Genomic DNA, 19,079 nt, shown 5'->3' with positions numbered 1-19,079 from the left:
CCTCTCCTGCGTCGGGCCCCTCATCCGGTGAATGCCACCTCTGAGATGCCCTGCTTGTATCCGGGGTCGTTGTAGCTGTCCTGGCCGGAATACGGCAGAGCCGTCAACCACACCACAACATATTGCGTCGCGGTCGGGTTGTTGACCGTGAGCTTGGCGGACTTGGTGGTCGTGGTCGTCGTGGCGAGCTGTTGCATCTGCGACGGCGGCGTCGTGGACGAGAGGGAGGGGGCCGCGTAGAGCGTGACCGTCGTATGGTCCCCGCCGTAGAGGAAGTTGATGGTCGCTCCGGTGAGCTTCTGCTTGGAGCCCAGGTCGTAGACGATGCCGACGCCCTGACGGTACGGCGCGAGCGTCGGACCCCCGATGAAGGACTTGGTTCGCCACACCGTGGAGGGATCGTTGTCGTAGGTGTTCTTCACCTGATCGGCGTGCTGGGGAGTATAGCCGAACGGGGTGTACTCCGCGGCGCCCTGGATGGTCAGGGGCTTGCCGTTGACGACGTGCGACCCACCGCCGCCCGATGTCCGCTGCGACTGTCCCGAGGAGCCCGTGCCCTGGTCATGGCGGTTCATCAGGGTGTCGGCGACCTGCCAGCTGCCGAGGCCGAGCGCGGTGATCAGCAAAGCGGCCACACCCCACTTGAGGGCCCTCCCGGCGCGTCCCGGCAGCGCCGGCGGCGGAGCCGGCGCGGTGGGGGCCGGCCGGGCCGGGCTGGACTGGGCTGGGCGTGCGGGGGGTTGGCGATAGGAGGCCGGCCGGTAGGCCGGGACCTCCGGCTCCGGGGGCCGGATCTTCGGGAGCTCTGCTACGGCCTTGGTGAGCTCCTCGGGGGTGGTGCAGGGCTGTTCCTGGCGGGACGGGGTGGCTCCGTCGTTGACGAGGGCGCGCATGGCTAGGTCGGACAGGCCACGGTGCACCCCCGCCCGTACCTGCTCGGGCGCGACCAGCCCCAGGTTCTTGGGCAGTCCGGTGAGCCCGTGGGCGTCGTGCGGGTAGGGCCAGCGGCGGGTGAGGGCGGCGTAGAGAAGCGCCCCGATGGCTTCGGTGTCCTGGCGCTTGGGACGGTCGGATTCGATGCCGTGCAGCGCTGCGCTGACGGCCAGCCCGCGGATGCGGTACTGGCCGCTCTCCGTCCGCAGCACCGAGCCGGGTCCGAGCTGCAGGTGTGCGAGACCTTCGCGGTTCGCCGCGGCCATGGCCTGCGAGACCTGGCTGACGAGCTGATAGGCCTCATGGGCCTCGAAGGGCCCTGCGGTGAGCAGCGGGGTCAGTTCCGTGGCGTCGGGCAGCCACTCGTGGACGACGTAGACCAGGTCGTTCTCCTCGACCGCGTCGAGGACCTGGACGAAGCGGGGGTCGCCGAGGAGCGCCGCCGAGCGGGCGGCGGCGAGGACACTGCGGGCCCGTGAGTGGTCGGCGGGCAGGATGTGGACGCCGACGGCCCGGCGCAGCTTCTCGTCCACCGCACGCCAGCTGCTGAATCCGTCGCGGCGGGTGAGGCACTCCTCCAGGCGGTAGCGTCTGGCGAGTTTGTGACCGCTGTGGAGCTCGGGCGGCTCAGCGGTCGGTGTGGAGGGTGCAGTCACCCCGGGGCTCTGCTGCTTCGCATCCTTCGACGCGTCCTGGGCGTTCGCACCGTCGGTCATGGCCTCGCCCTCGTCGGCGGTGAGCGGCGGCCGGCCGCTCTCGTTGGCCACGTCGACGGCAGCCGTGCTCCGCTCCGCCACCGGCGTTCCTGCCTCCCCATCCGTTGCCACGCTCTGACATCCAAGCCAAGGACAATTGTTGCCCACAGCCGCCGCTATGCACGACACACGACGGCGCGCGATGGTTGCGCAGCGGGCGCCATATCAGCGGCCCAGACGGCCCCGCACCATTCCCACCATGGCGGTCATCTCCTCGATGCGCATGCGCTTGGCTGCCACGTAGAAGATGGCGATCAGGACGAGTCCCCCGCCGACCAGTGCGGCGAGCGAACCGACGAAGCCGTTGCCCAGGGTCCCCGTAATGGCGTAAGCGGTGGCGCCGCCGACGAGGGCGGCGGGGAGGCTGGCGCCGATGAGGCGGGCGTAGGTGCGTACGACGTGGGCGCCGTCGAGGTCGTCGCCGATCCGCCTGCGCAGCCGTCTGACAGCCACACTGACGCCGACGGCGTAGGCGATCCCGTACGAGGCGGCCATGCCGACCACGGCCCAGCGGGCGGGCAGCAGGAGGAAGCAGACTCCCGAGGCGGCGGCGTTGACGACGGCGACGATCACTGTGTTGTAGAAGGGGGTGCGGGTGTCCTCGTAGGCGTAGAAGCCACGGAGCACGACGTACTGCACCGAGTACGGAATCAGGCCGAGGCCGAACGCCATCAGCACGAATCCGATGCTGCGGGCGCCGGACTCCCCGGAGCTGGAGTACATCATCGTGGCCATCGGCACGCCGAGCGCAAGGAAGGCGAAGGCGCACGGCACGATCGCGACGGCCGAGGTGCGCAGGCCGTACGACAGGTCGTCACGCACGGCCGAGGAGTCGCCGTCGACCGCGGCGCGCGAGATCCGCGGCAGCACCGCAGTCATGACGGAGACGGTGATGATGGCCTGCGGCATCTGCCATAGCAGCAGTGCGTAGTTGTAGGCGGTGATGCCAGTGCCCGGGTAGCCCTGCTTGTCGGCGACCGAACCGGCCCAGGTGGCGAGCTGGATGACGACGAGCATGCCGGCCTGGTTGGCCAGCACGAAGAAGAAGGTCCACTTGGCGAGCTTGGCGGCGTGGCCCAGGCCGTGGCCGCGCCAGTCGAAGCGTGGGCGGATGCGCAGCCCCGCCTCGCGCAGGTACGGGACCATGGCCAGTGCCTGGACGGTGAGGCCGAGCAGGGTGCCGATACCGAGCAGCCGTACGCCTTCGGGGGAGATCGTGGCGGCGTCCACTCCCGAGGTGCGGGCGGTGCCGTAGACCCAGATGAATGCGCCGAAGGTGGCGATGACGACGATGTTGTTGAGGACCGGGGTCCACATCATTGCGCCGAATCTGCCGCGCGCGTTGAGGATCTGGCCGAGCACGACGTGCACGCCCATGAAGAACATGGTCGGCAGGCAGTAGCGCGTGAAGGAGACGGTGACGCTCATCCGCACCGGGTCGGAGGCGATGCTGTCCGACATCAGACGCACCAGGACCGGCGCCCCGATCACCATCACCGCGGTGACGGCGGCGAGCCCGACGACGACGAGGGTCAGCAGGCGGTTGGCGTAGGCCTCGCCGCCGTCCTCGTCGTCCTTCATCGCCCTGACCAGCTGCGGGACGAACACGGCGTTGAGCGCGCCGCCGCCGACCAGGATGTAGATCATCGTGGGCAGCGTGTTGGCGACCTGGTAGCTGTCGCCGAGGGTGGAGACGCCGATCGCACCGCCGATCACGAGGGTGCGCAGAAAGCCGGTGAGCCGGGAGACGAGGGTGCCGGCCGCCATGACGGCGCTCGACTTGAGCAGGCTGCTCGCGCGGCCCCCGGCGCGTGCGGGCTCCTGTGCGGGGGCGGCTTCCGCCTGCGGCTGTGGCTCCGGCTCGAGCCCGGGCTCGGGCTCGGGCTCCGCGGGAGGTCCGAGGGGAGGCTGCTGGGGGACCGCGGGAGCTTGCTGGGGGAGCTCCTGGTACTGCTCGTACGGCTGCTGCGGGTACCCCTGCGGGGGGTGCTCCTGGCCGGGGTAGCCGTAGGACTGCTGCGGTGCCGTACCGTCGCGCTGGTCGCGGAAGAGGTACGCGTACGCGTCGTGCGGCTGACGGCCCTCCGGCTGCGGATGCGGCTGCTGCGGAGACTCCTGGTAGCCATAGGACTGCTGAGCGTACGGGTACTGGGCGTACGCCTCCTGCGGATACGGGTCCGGTGCTGAGCGGGGCTCGGGCGGAGGTGGCGGGCTCGCGGCCGCCACGTCGTCGAACGGTGCTGGGCGGTCACGCTCACCGTCGTACGGCGCGTTCATCACTGCACCACCTTAATGTCCGCCGTGCGAGACCGGCTCCTGGCTATCGCTCCACCTTCTCACCTGCTACCGGAGGGTCGGCGCTTTCAGGGGAGGTGTCCGCGAGAGGGTCACCCGACTGCTTCGGCACACGCCCCTCGTGCTCCTCGGCCTCGGCCGGTTCCTCGGCCTCCTCGGCTCCCTCGGCCGCGCGCCGCTCGGCCACGCGCTTGCGCTGCCGGTACATACGGACACCGGCCAGCACGAGCAGCAGCAGGCCGCCGCCGATGACCAGCATCACGGTCGCGGTGATGGAGGTGACGTTCACCTGGAAGACCATCGGATGGCCGTACGGGGTTCCGTCCTGCGTGTAGAGCTGTGCCGTCACCCACGCCTTGCCGTTGGCGTTGGCCTGTGTCGAGAACTTCAGCGAGCGGTTGTGCTCACCATCGATGTCGATGGTCTGCGGGCCGCTGACCTCGAGCCGGTTGGGCTGGCTGGAGGTGAGCCGCAGCTGGAGGCCGGTCACCGGCTGGACCAGGTCGTTCTCCACCGTGACGGGGATCGTCGCGCCCCGTCCGGAGAGTGTGATCGATTCCTTGTTGATGATCCGCACGGCCTGGGTGAGGTCGCTGAGGTAGGCGGCGACGTCGTCCCGGAAGGCGGCCGCTCCGGCGTCGTTGCCGCGCCACTGGGTCGACATCGAGCGCAGCACGCCGGTGGTGAAGGGGATGGTGACCCGGTCCTTGCGGGTGAGGATCACCAGGAAGCTGTTGAGGGAGTCCTGAACGGACTGGATCTGCTGGAAGGCCGCGGTGCTCATCTCCTGCCGCCGCAGCGAGGAGGGGTAGGAGCCGCTGCCGGGCACCGTGCGGTTGGCCGCGGGGTCCGGGGTCGCCTTGGCCGCCTCCTCCAGGGAGGCCGGCTGGCTCCAGCCACCGCCGTTCTGTGCGGAGATCGCCGCGGCCATCGCCTGGGCCTGGCTGGTCGTGGGCATGCGCTGCGGGGCGATCACGATGCTGCGCTGCTGCTGCGGCGCCTGCTCGGTGATCATCAGGGACTGGGCGAGGAACGTCTGGGCGGCGAGCGTCGAGGCGTTGGCAGTGGTCATGTCGCCCATGAACGCCTTGGACAGGACGGCGTCGGCGACGACCGCCGTGGTGCCTCCGCCGATCGGCCGGGCGGCCGTGGGCGTGTAGCTGAGGGCGCCGGTCTCCCGCAGGCTGTCGCTGCGGGCGATGATGTTGTCGGCGCCCGCCGAGGTGGCCACCCCCACGATGGACGGGTCGATCTGCCCGTCCGCAGGCCAGGCGAAATCGGTCCGCGGGGTGACACCGAGCACCGTTTGGACGGTGGTGGTGGCGAGGTCGGTGGCGTCCTTCAAATGGGCGATGGTGCCGGAGACGCCGGCGCCGTGGTGGGCGATGGAGGCGATGTCCGGGTCGCCGAACGGCAGGGCCACCACTTCGCCGCCCTGGACGGCCTGCTGCAGCTCGTTGAGCCACTGTTTGGCGTAGGCGGTGCCGGTGCCCGGCGTGGTGTGCGTGGTGTCGCCGCCCGGACCGTCGACCATGTACGGCTTGGTCATCTCGTCGACGGTGGCCAGCAGGTCCGGATCGATGACCCAGGTGACCGGCAGGTTCTTGCCGAGAGCCACCATCTGCTGCAGGCGTCCGCCGGGTGCCAGCTCGGCGGCGAGGTCGTCGTCGCGAAGGAGCGGGGTCTGCGATCCGTCACCGGAGGTACGGGTCTCCAGATGCGGCCGGTCGATCAGTGGCCACAGGAAGGTGGTGCGGGTCTTCTGGCCGTCCGGCCGCGGGTACCAGGGCAGAAAGGTGCGTGTGATGCCGAGCACCTGGTCGAAGGGCGCGCTCCTTGTCCGGCCGGATGCGCTGACACCGAGTTGGTAGACGCCGTCGGAGCCCAGGCCGAGGGCACTGACCGGTACATCCAGAGTGAAGGAGCGGCTGATGCCGGGCGGGATGTAGGGGATGCGTACGGTGTGGCCGGAGATCTCGGTGCCGTCGGAGGTCTCCGAGTAGTTGCCGTTCGCCTGGGTGTCGCTGATCGCGCTGCGGCTGGTGAACGGCCCGTTGGGGGCGACCTCGACACCCACGTGTGCGTCGGTGATGGATTCGTCGCCGTGGTTGGTGACGGTGCCGGTCACCTTGACGGTGTCGTGCTGGGTGGGGACCTGAGGAGTGAGGGAGTCCACATTCAGGGACGCGGCACCTGGTCCGCTCGCCGCCTCCTGGGCGTCCGCGTAGCCGGCGGGCGCCGTCGGGAGCTGGACGAGAGCGGCGAGCAGGGCGGTACCTGCCAGGGCCGTCGCGGTGCGTCGCAGCCATGAGCGCGCTGGGGTGGTTCCGGAGTGCTCTGCCGCGTCTCCCACGCCCTCGTCCGTCCGTCCCTCGTCGCAATCGGCTGCCATCGGATGTGCGTCCTGGCATGGTAACGATGGCTGCTGAGGCAAAGTGCTGCGGAGTCCCGCACAAGATCGTCGCATGAAGGACTAACCGGAAGACTCGTCCCGCCGCGGCCACGTACCCTGTTCTGTTGTGCCGAATGCCAATGTCTCTCACTCGTCGCCGTCCGCGGAAGCGAATGCGCTGAATCATGTGCAGCGCCGAGCCGTGGGCGAGCTGCTCCGTGTCTCGCCGGTCGCCGATGACCTCGCCCGACGGTTCCAGGAGGCCGGATTCCAGCTCGCGCTCGTCGGCGGTTCGGTCCGCGATGCATTGCTCGGCCGGCTCGGCAATGATCTGGACTTCACCACGGACGCGCGCCCCGAGCAGGTGCTGAAGATCGTGCGCGGCTGGGCGGACGCGATCTGGGATGTCGGGATCGCCTTCGGCACCGTCGCCTGCAGGAAGACGGACTCCCAAGGCGCTGCCTTCCAGATCGAGGTGACGACGTACCGCTCCGAGGCGTACGACCGGAACTCGCGCAAGCCCGAGGTCTCCTACGGCGACACGATCGAGGAGGACCTGGTCCGCCGGGACTTCACGGTGAACGCGATGGCGGTCTCCCTGCCGGGGATCGAGTTCGTCGACCCGTACGGCGGCCTGGAGGATCTGGCGCGGGGGGCGCTGAAGACCCCGAGCACACCGGAGGAGTCGTTCTCCGACGATCCGCTGCGGATGATGCGCGCCGCGCGGTTCGCCGCGCAACTCGACTTCGACGTGGCTCCCGACGTGGTCGCCGCGATGAAGGCGATGGCGGGCCGTATCGAGATCGTCTCGGCGGAGCGGGTACGGGACGAGCTCAACAAGATCGTTCTCGCTGAGCATCCGCGCAAGGGGCTCGGGCTCCTCGTTGACACCGGCCTCGCCGGGCATGTGCTCCCCGAACTCCCCGCGCTGCGCCTGGAGAGCGATGAGCACCACCGGCACAAGGACGTCTACGAGCACTCGCTGACCGTCCTGGAGCAGGCGATCGCCCTCGAGGACGAGGGACCGGATCTGGTGCTGCGGCTCGCCGCCCTACTCCATGACATCGGAAAGCCGAAGACGCGTCGTTTTGAGCCTGACGGTCGTGTCTCCTTCCATCACCACGAGGTGGTGGGGGCGAAGATGACCAAGTCCCGGATGACGGAGCTGAAGTATCCGGGCGACGTGATCAAGGATGTCGCACGCCTGGTCGAACTGCACCTGCGCTTCCACGGCTACGGCACGGGCGAGTGGACCGACTCGGCGGTGCGGCGCTACGTGCGCGATGCCGGGCCGCTGCTCGACCGGCTGCACAAGCTGACCCGCTCCGACTGCACGACCCGCAACAAGAAGAAGGCAGCGGCGCTGGCGCGCACGTACGACTCTCTGGAGCAGCGGATCGCACAGCTGAAGGAACAGGAGGAGCTGGACGCCATCCGTCCGGACCTGGACGGGAACCAGATCATGGAGATCCTCGGTATCCCTCCGGGCCCGCTCGTCGGGAAGGCGTACAAGCACCTGCTGGAGCTGCGCCTGGAGCACGGGCCGATGGAGCACGACGACGCGGTGGCGGCGCTCAAGGCGTGGTGGGCCGAGCAGGGATAGCGATGCGATGTTTCACGTGAAACATCGCCCCGATTCGCGGTTTCACGTCTCCTGGTTTCACGGCGCCGGACGGGCCGGATGCGTAGTCGGCGCATGCCGGGTGCGACGGAAGCGTGCCATGGCGGCCGCGACTGCCCCGTAGAGCACGGCGATCACGATGAGCAGTTGCGGTGAGCGCCCGTCAGCCGGCAGCAGCAGGGCGGCGACTCCGGCCGAGATCACGAAGGCGACGTTGAAGAGCATGTCGTAGATCGAGAAGACGCGCCCGCGGAAGGAGTCGTCGATCGAGGTCTGGACGACCGTGTCGGTGGCGATCTTCGCGCCCTGGGTGGTGAGGCCCAGCAGAAAGGCGGCGGCCAGCATCGGACCGGGTTCGAAGGGCAGGCCGAGTGCGGGTTCGAGCACGGTGGACGACGCGGCACAGACGACGATCCACCCGGTCCGCCCGAACCGGCCCGCACCCCATGGGGTGGTGACGGCAGCGGCGAAGAACCCGGCACCGGAGACGCCGACGGCCAGCCCGAACAGCGCCAGTCCGCGAGCCGTGTCGGACGGCGGCGACCACAGGTACCGGGCAAGGATCAGCAGGGTGACGGTGAGCGCCCCGTAGCAGAACCGCATCACCGTGATCGCGCCCAAGCTGTACGCGGCGGGACGGCGCTCGGCGAGGTGCCGCACCCCCTCCACGAGGCCGAACGCCGTGCTCGCCAGTGCGGCCCCGATACGGGGCTGCAGGGCTCCGGGGTCCGGGCCGAGCAGCCCCACCGGCATGGTCCGGGCGGACAGTCCCGCACCCAGGTACAGCACGGCGGCGACGCCGACCACCACGGCGTCGGCGCCCACGCCCGCCGCCATCACGAGGTGGACGAGGAAGGCGGCAGCGCCGCCCGCGGTGGCGGCGATGGTCCCGGCCGTCGGGGAGACGGAGTTGGCGATGACCAGCCGTTCGCCGTCGACCACGCGCGGCAGCGCGGCGGAGAGTCCCGCGAGGACGAAGCGGTTGATGCCGGTGACCGCCAGCGCGGAGAGGTAGAAGAGCCAGTCGGGTGCTCGGGCGAGAATCAGCCCTGCGGTGCAGGCGGCGAGCACGGCACGCGCCACATTGCAGTAGAGGAGCACCTGGCGGCGCCGCCACCGGTCGAGCAGTACCCCCGTGAATGGCCCGACGAGCGAGTACGGCAGCAGCAGCACCGCCATCGCGGCCGCGATGGCCGTCGCGGACGCCTGCTTCTGCGGGGTGAAGACCACATACGCGGCGAGGGCGACCTGATAGACGCCGTCGGAGAGCTGCGAGAGCAGCCGGACCACCAGCAGCCGCCGGAAATCGCGGAGCCGCACCAGCACGCGAAGATCCCGTACGACGGCCATGGTCACAGCCTCACACATGCACCGGGCCCCCGGGCGCATTGCCCGGGGGCCCGTGATCAGGACGTTGTAGTCGCGGCCGGCGCGCCGCGCTGTGTCCCGCTAGCGCTCGACCTCACCCTTGATGAACTTCTCGACGTTGTCACGCGCCTCGTCGTCGAAGTACTGCACCGGCGGGGACTTCATGAAGTACGAGGACGCGGAGAGCACCGGGCCGCCGATGCCGCGGTCCTTGGCGATCTTCGCGGCGCGCAGCGCGTCGATGATGACGCCGGCGGAGTTCGGGGAGTCCCAGACCTCCAGCTTGTACTCCAGGTTCAGCGGGACGTCGCCGAAGGCGCGGCCTTCGAGGCGCACGTAGGCCCACTTGCGGTCGTCGAGCCAGGCCACGTAGTCCGACGGGCCGATGTGGACGTTCTTGGCACCCAGCTCGCGGTCGGGGATCTGGGAGGTGACGGCCTGCGTCTTGGAGATCTTCTTGGACTCCAGGCGCTCACGCTCGAGCATGTTCTTGAAGTCCATGTTGCCGCCGACATTCAGCTGCATCGTGCGGTCGAGGATGACACCGCGGTCCTCGAAGAGCTTGGCCAGCACGCGGTGCGTGATGGTGGCGCCCACCTGGGACTTGATGTCGTCACCGACGATCGGCACGCCGGCCTCGGTGAACTTGTCGGCCCACTCCTTGGTGCCGGCGATGAAGACCGGCAGCGCGTTGACGAAGGCGACCTTCGCGTCGATGGCGCACTGGGCGTAGAACTTGGCGGCCTCCTCGGAGCCCACCGGCAGGTAGCAGACCAGGACGTCGACCTGCTTGTCCTTGAGGACCTGGACGATGTCGACCGGGTCGGCGTCCGACTCCTCGATGGTCTCGCGGTAGTACTTGCCGAGGCCGTCGAGAGTGTGGCCCCGCTGGACGGTGACGCCCGTCGGCGGGACGTCGCAGATCTTGATGGTGTTGTTCTCGCTGGCCCCGATGGCGTCCGCGAGGTCGTGACCGACCTTCTTCGCGTCGACATCGAAGGCGGCCACGAACTCGACGTCACGCACGTGGTAGTCGCCGAACTGCACGTGCATCAGGCCGGGCACGCGGCTGTCGGGGTCGGCGTCCTTGTAGTACTCGACGCCCTGCACCAGCGACGCGGCGCAGTTGCCCACGCCAACAATGGCTACGCGAACCGAACCCATTCCGGTTGCTCCCTGTGTACTCGGTTACTCGATGAGGCCCAACGGGGGTGCGGGGCCTCAGTAGGTCGTGTCGGTCGGATCCGTATCGTCGCGACCTTGGTCGGCGTGGCGGCCCGTGGCCCGGCCTCGGCCCGCCCGCTCCGTCTCGATCAGCTCGTTCAGCCAGCGGACCTCGCGCTCCACCGACTCCATGCCGTGGCGTTGCAGCTCGAGCGTGTAGTCGTCGAGCCGTTCGCGGGTGCGCGCCAGCGAGGCGCGCATCTTCTCGAGGCGTTCCTCGAGACGGCTGCGGCGGCCTTCGAGGACCCGCATCCGTACGTCCCGCTCCGTGTGTCCGAAGAAGGCGAAACGGACACCGAACTGCTCGTCCTCCCAGGCATCGGGACCGGAGTGGGCGAGCAGTTCCTCGAAGTGCTCCTTGCCGGCGGCCGTCAGCCGGTAGACGATCTTCGCCCGGCGCCCGGCGAGCGATGCCGCGGTGAGCGGTTCTTCGGAGGAGTGCTCCTCCACCAGCCACCCCTGGGTGACCAGGGTCTTCAGACATGGGTAGAGGCTGCCGTAGCTGAAGGCACGGAAGACGCCGAGCGAGGTGTTGAGCCGCTTGCGCAGCTCGTAGCCGTGCATCGGCGACTCACGGAGCAGACCGAGGATCGCGAACTCGAGCACGCCGGAGCGCCTGCTCATCATCGCCTCCTCGGCTGTTGGTCTGCCCTTGACTGTTTACTTATGTCGTTCTGATGTATCGACTCGATACATCGTGACGATAAAACGGCGAGGATGATCTGGCAAGGCGGCAGGCGGTGAGCGGTGTCACATTCGGATGAAGTTTCGACAGAGGCTTCACAGGATCGAGCGATTTCAACTGTCCGGTATGACATGGAAGTTTGACGAAGTTCACCCTTTGACGGTGCGTACTCTGTTCGCCATGCAGACCATCGGGATCCCCGGGAACCGCGTGGCGCCAGAGGGCGTCATGATCCCGGGTGCCCTGTGGCCCGGCGGGGCCGCAGTCCGGGGGGACCGGATGTCCATCGCCGCCTTCAGGCGAAGCCGCCTGTCCGAGGAGTAGCTGGAAGCATGAGCGAGCACCGCCGAAAGCCGCCGCAGTCGAAGGGTGGCGGGCGCGCCGCTGCCCGGCGCGGAGCGCCCCCGCCCGATCCCGGACGACGAGCCGCCCCACCCCGGGGCGGCGCCGGCGGATACGCGAGCCCCACCTCGTACGGGACCGGTACCGCCCGCCCGACCGCCGCCTCCACAAGCCACGGCGAGGCGATCCCGGAGCGCCCGTACGGGGGGCGCGCGGAAGCACGCTGGGCAGCGAAGGCGAGCGGCAGGCGCCGTGCGGGAGGCGCCGCAGGCGGGAGTGGGGGCGGAGGGCGCCGCAGAACCGGTGGGCCCTCGGGCACCGGCGGCGGGCCGGGCGGGCCGGGCGGGCCGCGCCCGAAGCGCTTCATCGACTATCCACGCTGGGGCAGGCAGGGGTGGCGCCGCTGGATGCCCTCGTGGAAGCAGATCGGGGGCATCTGCGTAGCGTTCGCCGGCACTCTCGTGGGCCTGGTCGGCGTCGCCTACGCCATGGTCACCGTCCCCGACCCGAACGCCGCCGCGCAGACGCAGAAGAACGTCTACTACTGGGCCGACGGCACCCGAATGGTGGTCTCCGGCGGCGGCGACCTCAACCGGCAGGTCGTACCCCTCTCGGAGATCCCGCAGTCCATGCAGGACGCGGTGATCTCGGCGGAGAACGCCTCCTTCTACACCGACTCGGGCGTCGACCCGCAGGGCATCGCCCGCGCGATCCTGAAGATGGCCGAGGGCGGCGAGACCCAGAGCGGCTCGACCATCACCCAGCAGTATGTGAAGAACACGTACCTGGACCAGAGCCAGACCGTCACCCGGAAGTTCAAGGAACTGCTCATCTCGGTGAAGGTCGGCGCGACCCAGAGCAAGCAGAAGATCCTCGCCGGCTACCTCAATACCGCCTACTTCGGCCGTGGCGCCTACGGCATCCAGGCTGCCGCACAGGCTTACTACGGTGTCAACGCCCAGGAGCTCAAGCCGGACCAATCCGCGTTCCTCGCAGCGCTCGTCAACGGCCCGAACATCTACGACCCCGCGGGCGGTGTGGGTCCCGGCGCCACCCCGAGCGAGAACCTGGCACGCGGCACCGCCCGCTGGTCCTGGATCCTCGACCGCGAGGTGGCCACCGGCCATATGACGCAGGCCGAGCGAATCCAGTACAAGACCTTCCCGATGCCGCAGCCGCCGAAGCCGTCCGAGGACCAGGGCGGGCAGATCGGCTACCTCGTCAACCTCGCCGACAACTACGTCACGGCCAACACCGGCATCTCGAAGGAGCAGTTGGACAAGGGCGGCTATTCGATCTACACGACCTTCGTCAAGAAGGACGTGGACGCGTTGCAGAAGGCCGTGCAGACTGTCTCCAAGGCCAGCATCAACCCCACGCTGCGCCCGGACACGGACAAGTACGTCCAGTTCGGCGGGGCATCGGTCAAACCCGGCGACGGGGCGATCGTGGCGATCTACGGTGGTGAGGACTACCTCAAACACTTCACCGACAACGCCGACTACACCGGTGCCCAGGTCGGGTCTACCTTCAAGCCGTTCGTCCTTGCCGCCGCTATGCGCGACGGCGTGCGCAATCCGCAGGGCGGACGCACCCAGGTGTCGCCGGACAGCATGTATCCAGGTCTCAACAACTGGAAGGTGCTCAACTACGACGGGTCCGTCTGGCAGGACAGCCACGGGAACCAGTGGTTGCAGCAGAACGACAACAACGACAACTTCAAGACCATCACCTTGAAGAAGGCGATGGAGCAGTCGGTCAACTCCACCTATGTCCAGCTCGGCATGGACGTGGGGCTCGACAAGGTCAAGCAGGCCGCGCTCGACGCAGGGGTCGACGAGAGCAGCTTCGCCGAGACCAGTGTGCCCTCGTTCTCGATCGGCACCTCGGCGCCGAGCGCCATCCGCATGGCCAACGCCTACGGCACCTTCGCCAACCACGGCACGTCGGTCGAGCCGTATTCGGTCAGCAAGGTCGTGCAGAGCGCCAATGGCAACGTCATCTTCCAGCACCAGACGCAGCCCAAGGCCGCCTTCGCCCCGGCGGTCGCGGACAACGTGACCGGAGTGCTGCAGGGTGTCGTCCAAGAGGGCACGGGCACCTACGCCAAGAACCTCGGCCGCCCGGCGGGCGGGAAGACCGGCACCACGGACAGCAACAAGTCCGCGTGGTTCACCGGCTACACCCCGCAGCTGTCCACGTCGATCGGCATGTACCGGATGGACGACCAGTCCAAGAATCCGCAGTTCCTGCCGATGTACGGCCTCGGCGGCATGCAGAAGGTCTTCGGTGCGTCGTTCCCGACCGAGATCTGGACCGACTACATGAAGGCGGTGCTGGCCGGCCAGCCGGTCGAGTCCTTCGCCCCGGCACCGAGCATCGGCCAGAAGGTCTACGGGCCGGGCGCCAGCCCGTCGCCGACGCCGTCGGCCGCTCCGACGCCGTCCACCGCGCCGAGCTCCACGGCGAGCCCGACCGCCACTCCGTCCGGCCCGTCACCGTCGGCGACCAACACCTGCGGCATCTTCGGCTGCAGCAACGGCGGCACCACCGGAACCGGCGGTGGTACCGGAACGGGCGGCAGCACCTCCACGCCGACCTCCGGCACCACCGGTGGCGGCGGGCCCGGCGGGGGCGGCAACGGCGGAGGCGGCGGCCTCTTCGGCGGCGGCATGGGCTGATCACGCGGGCCGGCCAGCGCCGGGCCGACGCACCGGCCGCGGCCGTGCGGGGGATGCTCCCCGTACGGCCGCGGCCCATTCGGCAGCCCTTTCGCCACCTTGTACGGTCGTGCCCCGACCGCGTACGGCAGACTGACCCGCATGACGACCGTGCGCGAGAACGACGAGAGCGCCTCGACCGAGCAGCCGGCCTTCGTCCCGCCCACTGCCGAGGACCCGGTCGCCGCAGCAGGCAGCGAGCTGATCGGCGGACCGGCCGGACGGCGCCTGGCGCTCGGCCGCCGCGGCTGGTGGAACCCGCTCAGGGTGATCGTGCTGGTCGCCATCGGGATGTTCGCGCTCGGCATGGTGCAGAAGCTGCCCTGCTACGACACCGGCTGGTTCTACGGCGCCAATGCCCAGTACGTGCACGCGTGCTACTCCGACATCCCGCACCTGTTCTACGCCCGTGGCTTCTCCACCGACCTGGTCCCCTATTTCCACCGGATCCCGGACGCCGTCTCCGGCGGTATGAGCTACCTCGAATACCCGGTGCTGACCGGTCTGTTCATGGAGGTCGCCTCCTGGGTCACGCCGCACGGCAGCGACCTGGTGCACCGGGAGCAGTTCTACTGGCTGGTCAACGCGGGGATGCTGCTGGCGTGCGCGGCCGTCACGGCCGTCGCGGTCGCCCGCACCCACCGCCGCCGTCCGTGGGACGCATTGCTCGTCGCGCTCGCGCCGGCCTTTGCTCTCACGGCGACCATCAACTGGGACCTGCTCGCGGTTGCCCTCACCGCCCTCGGCATGCTGATGTGGGCGCGCAGCCGCCCCGTCGCCGCCGGTGTACTGGTCGGACTCGCGACCGCCGCCAAGCTCTACCCCGTGCTGCTGCTCGGACCGCTGCTGCTGCTGTGCCTGCGGGCGGGGAGGATGCGGCCGTATTGGAAGGCGCTCGGCGCCGCCGCCGGCGCGTGGCTCGTGGTCAACGTCCCCGTGATGGCCTTCGCCTGGAATGGCTGGGAGAAGTTCTACAGCTACAGCCAGTCACGCGGCATCGACTTCGGCTCGCTGTGGCTGATGATCTCCCAGCAGACCGGCAACCCGATGACCTCCGCCAACGCCTACGCCGTCGCGCTGATGCTGCTGCTGTGCGCGGGCATCGCGGCGCTGATCCTCTACGCACCGAAGCGGCCGCGCTTCGCCCAGGTCGCGTTCCTCGTGATCGCCGCGTTCGTGCTCACCAACAAGGTCTACTCACCGCAGTACGTGCTGTGGCTCATCCCGCTCGCCGCGCTCGCCAGGCCGCGCTGGCGCGACTTCCTGGTGTGGCAGGCCTGCGAGGTGATGTACTTCCTCGGCATCTGGGAGTACCTGGCCTACACCACGGGCGGCAACAACAAGGGCCTGCCACAGGGCGGGTACGACTTCGCGATCGCGCTGCACCTGCTGGGCACGGCGTTCCTGTGCGTCATGGTGGTGCGCGACGCGCTCTTCCCTGAGTACGACCCAGTGCGATGGGACGGCTCCGACGATCCGTCGGGCGGCCTGCTCGACGGCGCGCCCGACACCTTCGTCCTGGGCCGGACGGCGCGTCCCGCGCGGCACGCGGCTCCCGCCGGTCCGCGGCCGCGCCCCTCCTGACGAACGGGCGATTGAGCGATTGCGCCGGTCAGCGGTCGACGACGCGGTCGAACTGGGTCGTCGTGTGCCTCAGGTGGGCCACCAGCTCGTCCCCGACCGCGGGCGGCGCCACGTCACCCGGCAGGAAGAGGATCGACACCTGCATGTGCGGCGGCTCGGCGAACCAGCGCTGCTTTCCCGCCCACACGAACGGTGACAGATTGCGGTTCACCGTGGCGAGACCCGCCCGGGCAACGCCCTTCGCCCGCGGCATCACCCCGTGCACCGCCTTCGGCGCCTCCAGGCCCACCCCGTGCGACGTACCGCCGGCGACCACCACCAGGTGGCCGTCGCTCGCGGCCCTCTGCTGCCGGTAGCCGTAGCGGTCACCCTTGGCCACGCGGGTGACGTCCAGCACGGCGCCGCGGTATTCGGTCGCCTCGTGGTCGCCGAGCCACAGCCGGGTGCCGATGCGCGGACGAAACCGTGTCTGGGGGAACTGCTGCTGCAACTGGGCCAGTTCATTGGCCTTGACGTGGCTGACGAACATCGTGTGCAGCGGCAGCCGGGCGGTGCGCAGCCGCTCCATCCAGCCGAAGACCTCTTCCACCGCGTCAGAACCGTCGGTGCGGTCCAGCGGCAGATGGATCGCGAAGCCTTCGAGGCGTACGTCGTCGATCGTGCCGTGCAGCTTCTGCAGATCGTCCTCACGGATGCCGTGCCGCCGCATGCTGCTCATCACCTCGATGACGACCCGTGCGCCGACCATGCCGCGTACGCCCTCGACGGAGGAGACCGAGCGGATCGCCCGGTCGGGCAGTGGCACCGGCTCCTCGCCCACCCGGTACGGGGTCAGCACCAGCAGATCGCCGCCGAACCAGTCCTTCATCCGGGCTGCCTCGTACGTCGTGCCGACCGCGAGGACATCGGAGCCCATCCGGGTCGCCTCGTCGGCGAGCCGCTCGTGACCGAAACCGTAGCCGTTGCCCTTGCAGACCGGGACGATGCCGGGGAACTGGTCGACCACGCTCTTGTGGTGCGCACGCCAGCGCGCGGTGTCGACGTACAGGGTGAGCGCCATGGCCGGGTCAGAACCTTTCTCGTCGTCGGGAGTGGGATGCCGAGGTCGGCGGATGATCAGCGGCGCGACATGTAGATGTCGAGCGCCTTGTGCAGCAGCTTGTTGAGCGGGAAGTCCCACTCGCCCAGATACTCCGCGGCCTGACCGCCCGTTCCCACCTTGAACTGGATCAGGCCGAAGAGGTGGTCGTTCTCGTCCAGCGAATCGCTGATCCCCCGCAGGTCGTACACGCTCGCGCCCAGCGCCTGGGCGTCCTGCAGCATCCGCCACTGCATGGCGTTGCTCGGCCGCACCTCACGCTTGTGGTTGGCCGAGGCACCGTAGGAGTACCAGACATGGCCGCCGACGATCAGCATCGTCGCCGCCGCCACCGCCTCGCCCTCGTGCGTGGCGAAGTACAGCCGCATCCTGTCCGGGTCCTCGGTGTTGAGCGCCGTCCACATGCGCTGGAAGTACGACAGCGGGCGCGGCCGGAAGTGGTCGCGCTCCGCGGTGATCTCGTACAGCTGCTGCCAGATGGGGAGTTGGTCGTAGCCGCCCTGGACGACCTGGACGCCCGCCTTCTCCGCCTTCTTGATGTTGCGGCGCCACAGCTGGTTGAAGCCCTTGTGGATCTCCTCCAGGCTGCGGCCGGCGAGCGGCACCTGGAAGACGTAGCGCGGCTGGACGTCGCCGAAGCCGGCACCGGTGTCCTCGCCCTGCTGCCAGCCCATGCGGCGCAGCCGGTCGGCGACCTCGAAGGCGCGCGGCTCGATCACCGATGCCTCGATGTCGCGCAGTCGCTTGACGTCCGGGTCGCCCATGCCCGTCTTGATGGCGGCCGCATCCCAGCGGCGGATGACGACAGGCGGACCCATCTTCACCGAGAACGCGCCCTGCTGCTTGAGGTGGGCGAGCATCGGCTGGAGCCACTCGTCCAGGTTGGGCGCGAACCAGTTGATCACCGGCCCCTCGGGCAGGTACGCCAGATACCGCTTGACCTTGGGCAGCTGGCGGTAGAGGACCAGGCCGACGCCGACCAGCTCGCCGTGCCCGTTGAACCAGCCGAGGTTCTCCGAGCGCCATTCGGCCTTGACGTCCGCCCAGGCCGGAACCTGCATGTGGCTCGCCTCCGGCAGGCTCCGGATGTACGCCAGATGCTGCTCTCGGCTGATCGTCCTCAAGGTCAGGCTCATTCGGGGCGCTCCCCATCGCTGCGGGTTCTACCGGACTTCCCGGCGAAGCCTACTGTGAGAGGGCCGCGCCCCGACCGAGTGCTCTGGATACGCCTGGCAGGACCCCGCCCGCTACAGGCCGCCCCACAGCCCGCCGTGTGCGACGCCGATGAAGAAGCCGATCCCGGATGCGCCGAGCGCGAGGATCAGGACGAACCGTTCGCTCGTGGTGGCCGAGATGAACTGGCCGTACGCGGCGGTGAGGATCCCCACCAGACCGGTCCACGAGGTGAGCAGATGGAGGCTTGCGAAGATCGACGTGATGACCGAGACCACGCCGAGTACCGCCGATACTGCGACGAAGGAGTTCTCGCGTGGATGGGCCTTGCCGTCGGTGTTCAGCAGCGAGAGCACCCGCTGCGGCCGGACCGTCTGTGCCATGTGGCACCTCCGTGAGCGGAAAGTGGCGCACTGTAGCGCCGCACACACCCGTTGCGTACAGATTCTCCCGCTTAACCAGCGGATTTCAAGCGGAAGGCGGTGAGCAGGTAGTGTGTACCGTCTGCACGCAAACCCTCCTGCCACGGAAGCGCCGTGGCCGCTGAGTCCAAAGGAGGTGGGTTCCACATGCGTCACTACGAGGTGATGGTCATCCTCGACCCCGATCTCGAGGAGCGCGCTGTCTCCCCGCTGATCGAGAACTTCCTCTCCGTCGTCCGTGAGGGCAATGGAAAGGTCGAGAAGGTCGACACCTGGGGCCGTCGTCGTCTCGCGTACGAGATCAAGAAGAAGCCCGAAGGCATCTACTCGGTCATCGACCTCAACGCTACGCCTGAGGTCGTCAAGGAGCTCGACCGTCAGCTCAACCTGAACGAGTCGGTCCTCCGGACCAAGGTCCTCCGTCCGGCCGGTCGCTGAGCCCACGGGCTGAGCAGACAGCCGGGTA

The 19,079-nt window shown here is 68.9% G+C and carries 13 protein-coding genes; 4 read left to right on the top strand and 9 right to left on the bottom strand.

From position 1 onward, the window contains the following. Positions 1-20: 20 nt before the first annotated feature. The 3 genes from NGB36_RS14670 to NGB36_RS14660 all read right to left on the bottom strand — a co-directional run bounded on the left by NGB36_RS14670 (position 21) and on the right by NGB36_RS14660 (position 6,375). Positions 21-1,730 carry a protein kinase family protein gene (locus tag NGB36_RS14670; protein WP_255920692.1) on the bottom strand — a complete coding sequence of 570 codons (1,710 nt, stop codon included), beginning with the start codon at positions 1,728-1,730 and terminating at the stop codon, positions 21-23. Positions 1,731-1,853: 123 nt separating this feature from the next. Continuing rightward, the gene (murJ, locus tag NGB36_RS14665) at positions 1,854-3,965 is read right to left on the bottom strand and encodes a murein biosynthesis integral membrane protein MurJ (protein WP_255920691.1); all 2,112 of its coding nucleotides are present in this window, start codon (positions 3,963-3,965) and stop codon (positions 1,854-1,856) included. Between the two features lie 43 nt (positions 3,966-4,008). Further along, positions 4,009-6,375, bottom strand: a complete 2,367-nt coding sequence (locus NGB36_RS14660) for a DUF6049 family protein (protein ID WP_255920690.1) — start codon at positions 6,373-6,375, stop codon at positions 4,009-4,011. Positions 6,376-6,502: 127 nt separating this feature from the next. Here NGB36_RS14660 and NGB36_RS14655 point away from each other — a divergent pair, with 127 nt between their 5' ends. Next, the gene (locus NGB36_RS14655; protein ID WP_255920689.1) at positions 6,503-7,978 is read left to right on the top strand and encodes a CCA tRNA nucleotidyltransferase; all 1,476 of its coding nucleotides are present in this window, start codon (positions 6,503-6,505) and stop codon (positions 7,976-7,978) included. A gap of 57 nt (positions 7,979-8,035) precedes the next feature. On the opposite strand, the gene NGB36_RS14650 is transcribed toward NGB36_RS14655, so the two are convergent. From NGB36_RS14650 to NGB36_RS14640, 3 genes are all read right to left on the bottom strand, one after another. Beyond that, on the bottom strand, positions 8,036-9,346 hold the full coding sequence (locus NGB36_RS14650) for an MFS transporter (protein WP_255920688.1): 1,311 nt from the start codon (positions 9,344-9,346) through the stop codon (positions 8,036-8,038). Between the two features lie 99 nt (positions 9,347-9,445). Beyond that, entirely contained in the window at positions 9,446-10,528 is a 1,083-nt protein-coding gene (locus NGB36_RS14645) for an inositol-3-phosphate synthase (RefSeq protein WP_255920687.1), read from the bottom strand. Positions 10,529-10,585: 57 nt separating this feature from the next. Continuing rightward, positions 10,586-11,212, bottom strand: a complete 627-nt coding sequence (locus NGB36_RS14640; RefSeq protein WP_255920686.1) for a PadR family transcriptional regulator — start codon at positions 11,210-11,212, stop codon at positions 10,586-10,588. Positions 11,213-11,605: 393 nt separating this feature from the next. Between NGB36_RS14640 and NGB36_RS14635 the strand changes: the two genes are divergently transcribed. Both NGB36_RS14635 and NGB36_RS14630 read left to right on the top strand, forming a co-directional pair. Beyond that, positions 11,606-14,296 carry a transglycosylase domain-containing protein gene (locus tag NGB36_RS14635; RefSeq protein WP_255920685.1) on the top strand — a complete coding sequence of 897 codons (2,691 nt, stop codon included), beginning with the start codon at positions 11,606-11,608 and terminating at the stop codon, positions 14,294-14,296. A gap of 141 nt (positions 14,297-14,437) precedes the next feature. Continuing rightward, positions 14,438-15,919, top strand: a complete 1,482-nt coding sequence (locus tag NGB36_RS14630) for a glycosyltransferase family 87 protein (RefSeq protein ID WP_255920684.1) — start codon at positions 14,438-14,440, stop codon at positions 15,917-15,919. A gap of 28 nt (positions 15,920-15,947) precedes the next feature. Here the strand turns inward: NGB36_RS14630 and NGB36_RS14625 are convergent, their stop codons facing one another. The 3 genes from NGB36_RS14625 to NGB36_RS14615 all read right to left on the bottom strand — a co-directional run bounded on the left by NGB36_RS14625 (position 15,948) and on the right by NGB36_RS14615 (position 18,574). After that, entirely contained in the window at positions 15,948-16,979 is a 1,032-nt protein-coding gene (locus NGB36_RS14625; RefSeq protein ID WP_255920683.1) for an alanine racemase, read from the bottom strand. Positions 16,980-17,035: 56 nt separating this feature from the next. Beyond that, positions 17,036-18,154 carry a lipid II:glycine glycyltransferase FemX gene (locus tag NGB36_RS14620; RefSeq protein WP_255920682.1) on the bottom strand — a complete coding sequence of 373 codons (1,119 nt, stop codon included), beginning with the start codon at positions 18,152-18,154 and terminating at the stop codon, positions 17,036-17,038. Between the two features lie 111 nt (positions 18,155-18,265). After that, positions 18,266-18,574: a hypothetical protein gene (locus NGB36_RS14615; protein WP_255920681.1), complete on the bottom strand. Its 309-nt coding sequence runs from the start codon at positions 18,572-18,574 to the stop codon at positions 18,266-18,268. 186 nt (positions 18,575-18,760) lie between these two features. Here NGB36_RS14615 and rpsF point away from each other — a divergent pair, with 186 nt between their 5' ends. Then, the gene (gene rpsF, locus NGB36_RS14610; RefSeq protein ID WP_255920680.1) at positions 18,761-19,051 is read left to right on the top strand and encodes a 30S ribosomal protein S6; all 291 of its coding nucleotides are present in this window, start codon (positions 18,761-18,763) and stop codon (positions 19,049-19,051) included. Positions 19,052-19,079: the final 28 nt, after the last annotated feature.

Origin of the sequence: Streptomyces humicola (assembly GCF_024436035.1) — a bacterium.
Lineage (GTDB): Bacteria > Actinomycetota > Actinomycetes > Streptomycetales > Streptomycetaceae > Streptantibioticus_B > Streptantibioticus_B humicola.
The sequence above is the reverse complement of the archived record's forward strand: the minus strand, read 5'-3'. Positions and strand labels throughout refer to the sequence as shown.

What these genes read in the sequence shown, in the direction of transcription:
- NGB36_RS14635 (WP_255920685.1), top strand. Translation starts at nt 11,606, where the DNA reads ATGAGCGAGCACCGCCGAAAGCCGCCGCAGTCGAAGGGTGGCGGGCGC.
- NGB36_RS14630 (WP_255920684.1), top strand. Translation starts at nt 14,438, where the DNA reads ATGACGACCGTGCGCGAGAACGACGAGAGCGCCTCGACCGAGCAGCCG.
- murJ (WP_255920691.1), bottom strand. Translation starts at nt 3,965, where the DNA reads ATGAACGCGCCGTACGACGGTGAGCGTGACCGCCCAGCACCGTTCGAC.
- NGB36_RS14660 (WP_255920690.1), bottom strand. Translation starts at nt 6,375, where the DNA reads ATGGCAGCCGATTGCGACGAGGGACGGACGGACGAGGGCGTGGGAGAC.
- NGB36_RS14645 (WP_255920687.1), bottom strand. Translation starts at nt 10,528, where the DNA reads ATGGGTTCGGTTCGCGTAGCCATTGTTGGCGTGGGCAACTGCGCCGCG.
- rpsF (WP_255920680.1), top strand. Translation starts at nt 18,761, where the DNA reads ATGCGTCACTACGAGGTGATGGTCATCCTCGACCCCGATCTCGAGGAG.
- NGB36_RS14650 (WP_255920688.1), bottom strand. Translation starts at nt 9,346, where the DNA reads ATGGCCGTCGTACGGGATCTTCGCGTGCTGGTGCGGCTCCGCGATTTC.
- NGB36_RS14640 (WP_255920686.1), bottom strand. Translation starts at nt 11,212, where the DNA reads ATGAGCAGGCGCTCCGGCGTGCTCGAGTTCGCGATCCTCGGTCTGCTC.
- NGB36_RS14620 (WP_255920682.1), bottom strand. Translation starts at nt 18,154, where the DNA reads ATGAGCCTGACCTTGAGGACGATCAGCCGAGAGCAGCATCTGGCGTAC.
- NGB36_RS14625 (WP_255920683.1), bottom strand. Translation starts at nt 16,979, where the DNA reads ATGGCGCTCACCCTGTACGTCGACACCGCGCGCTGGCGTGCGCACCAC.
- NGB36_RS14615 (WP_255920681.1), bottom strand. Translation starts at nt 18,574, where the DNA reads ATGGCACAGACGGTCCGGCCGCAGCGGGTGCTCTCGCTGCTGAACACC.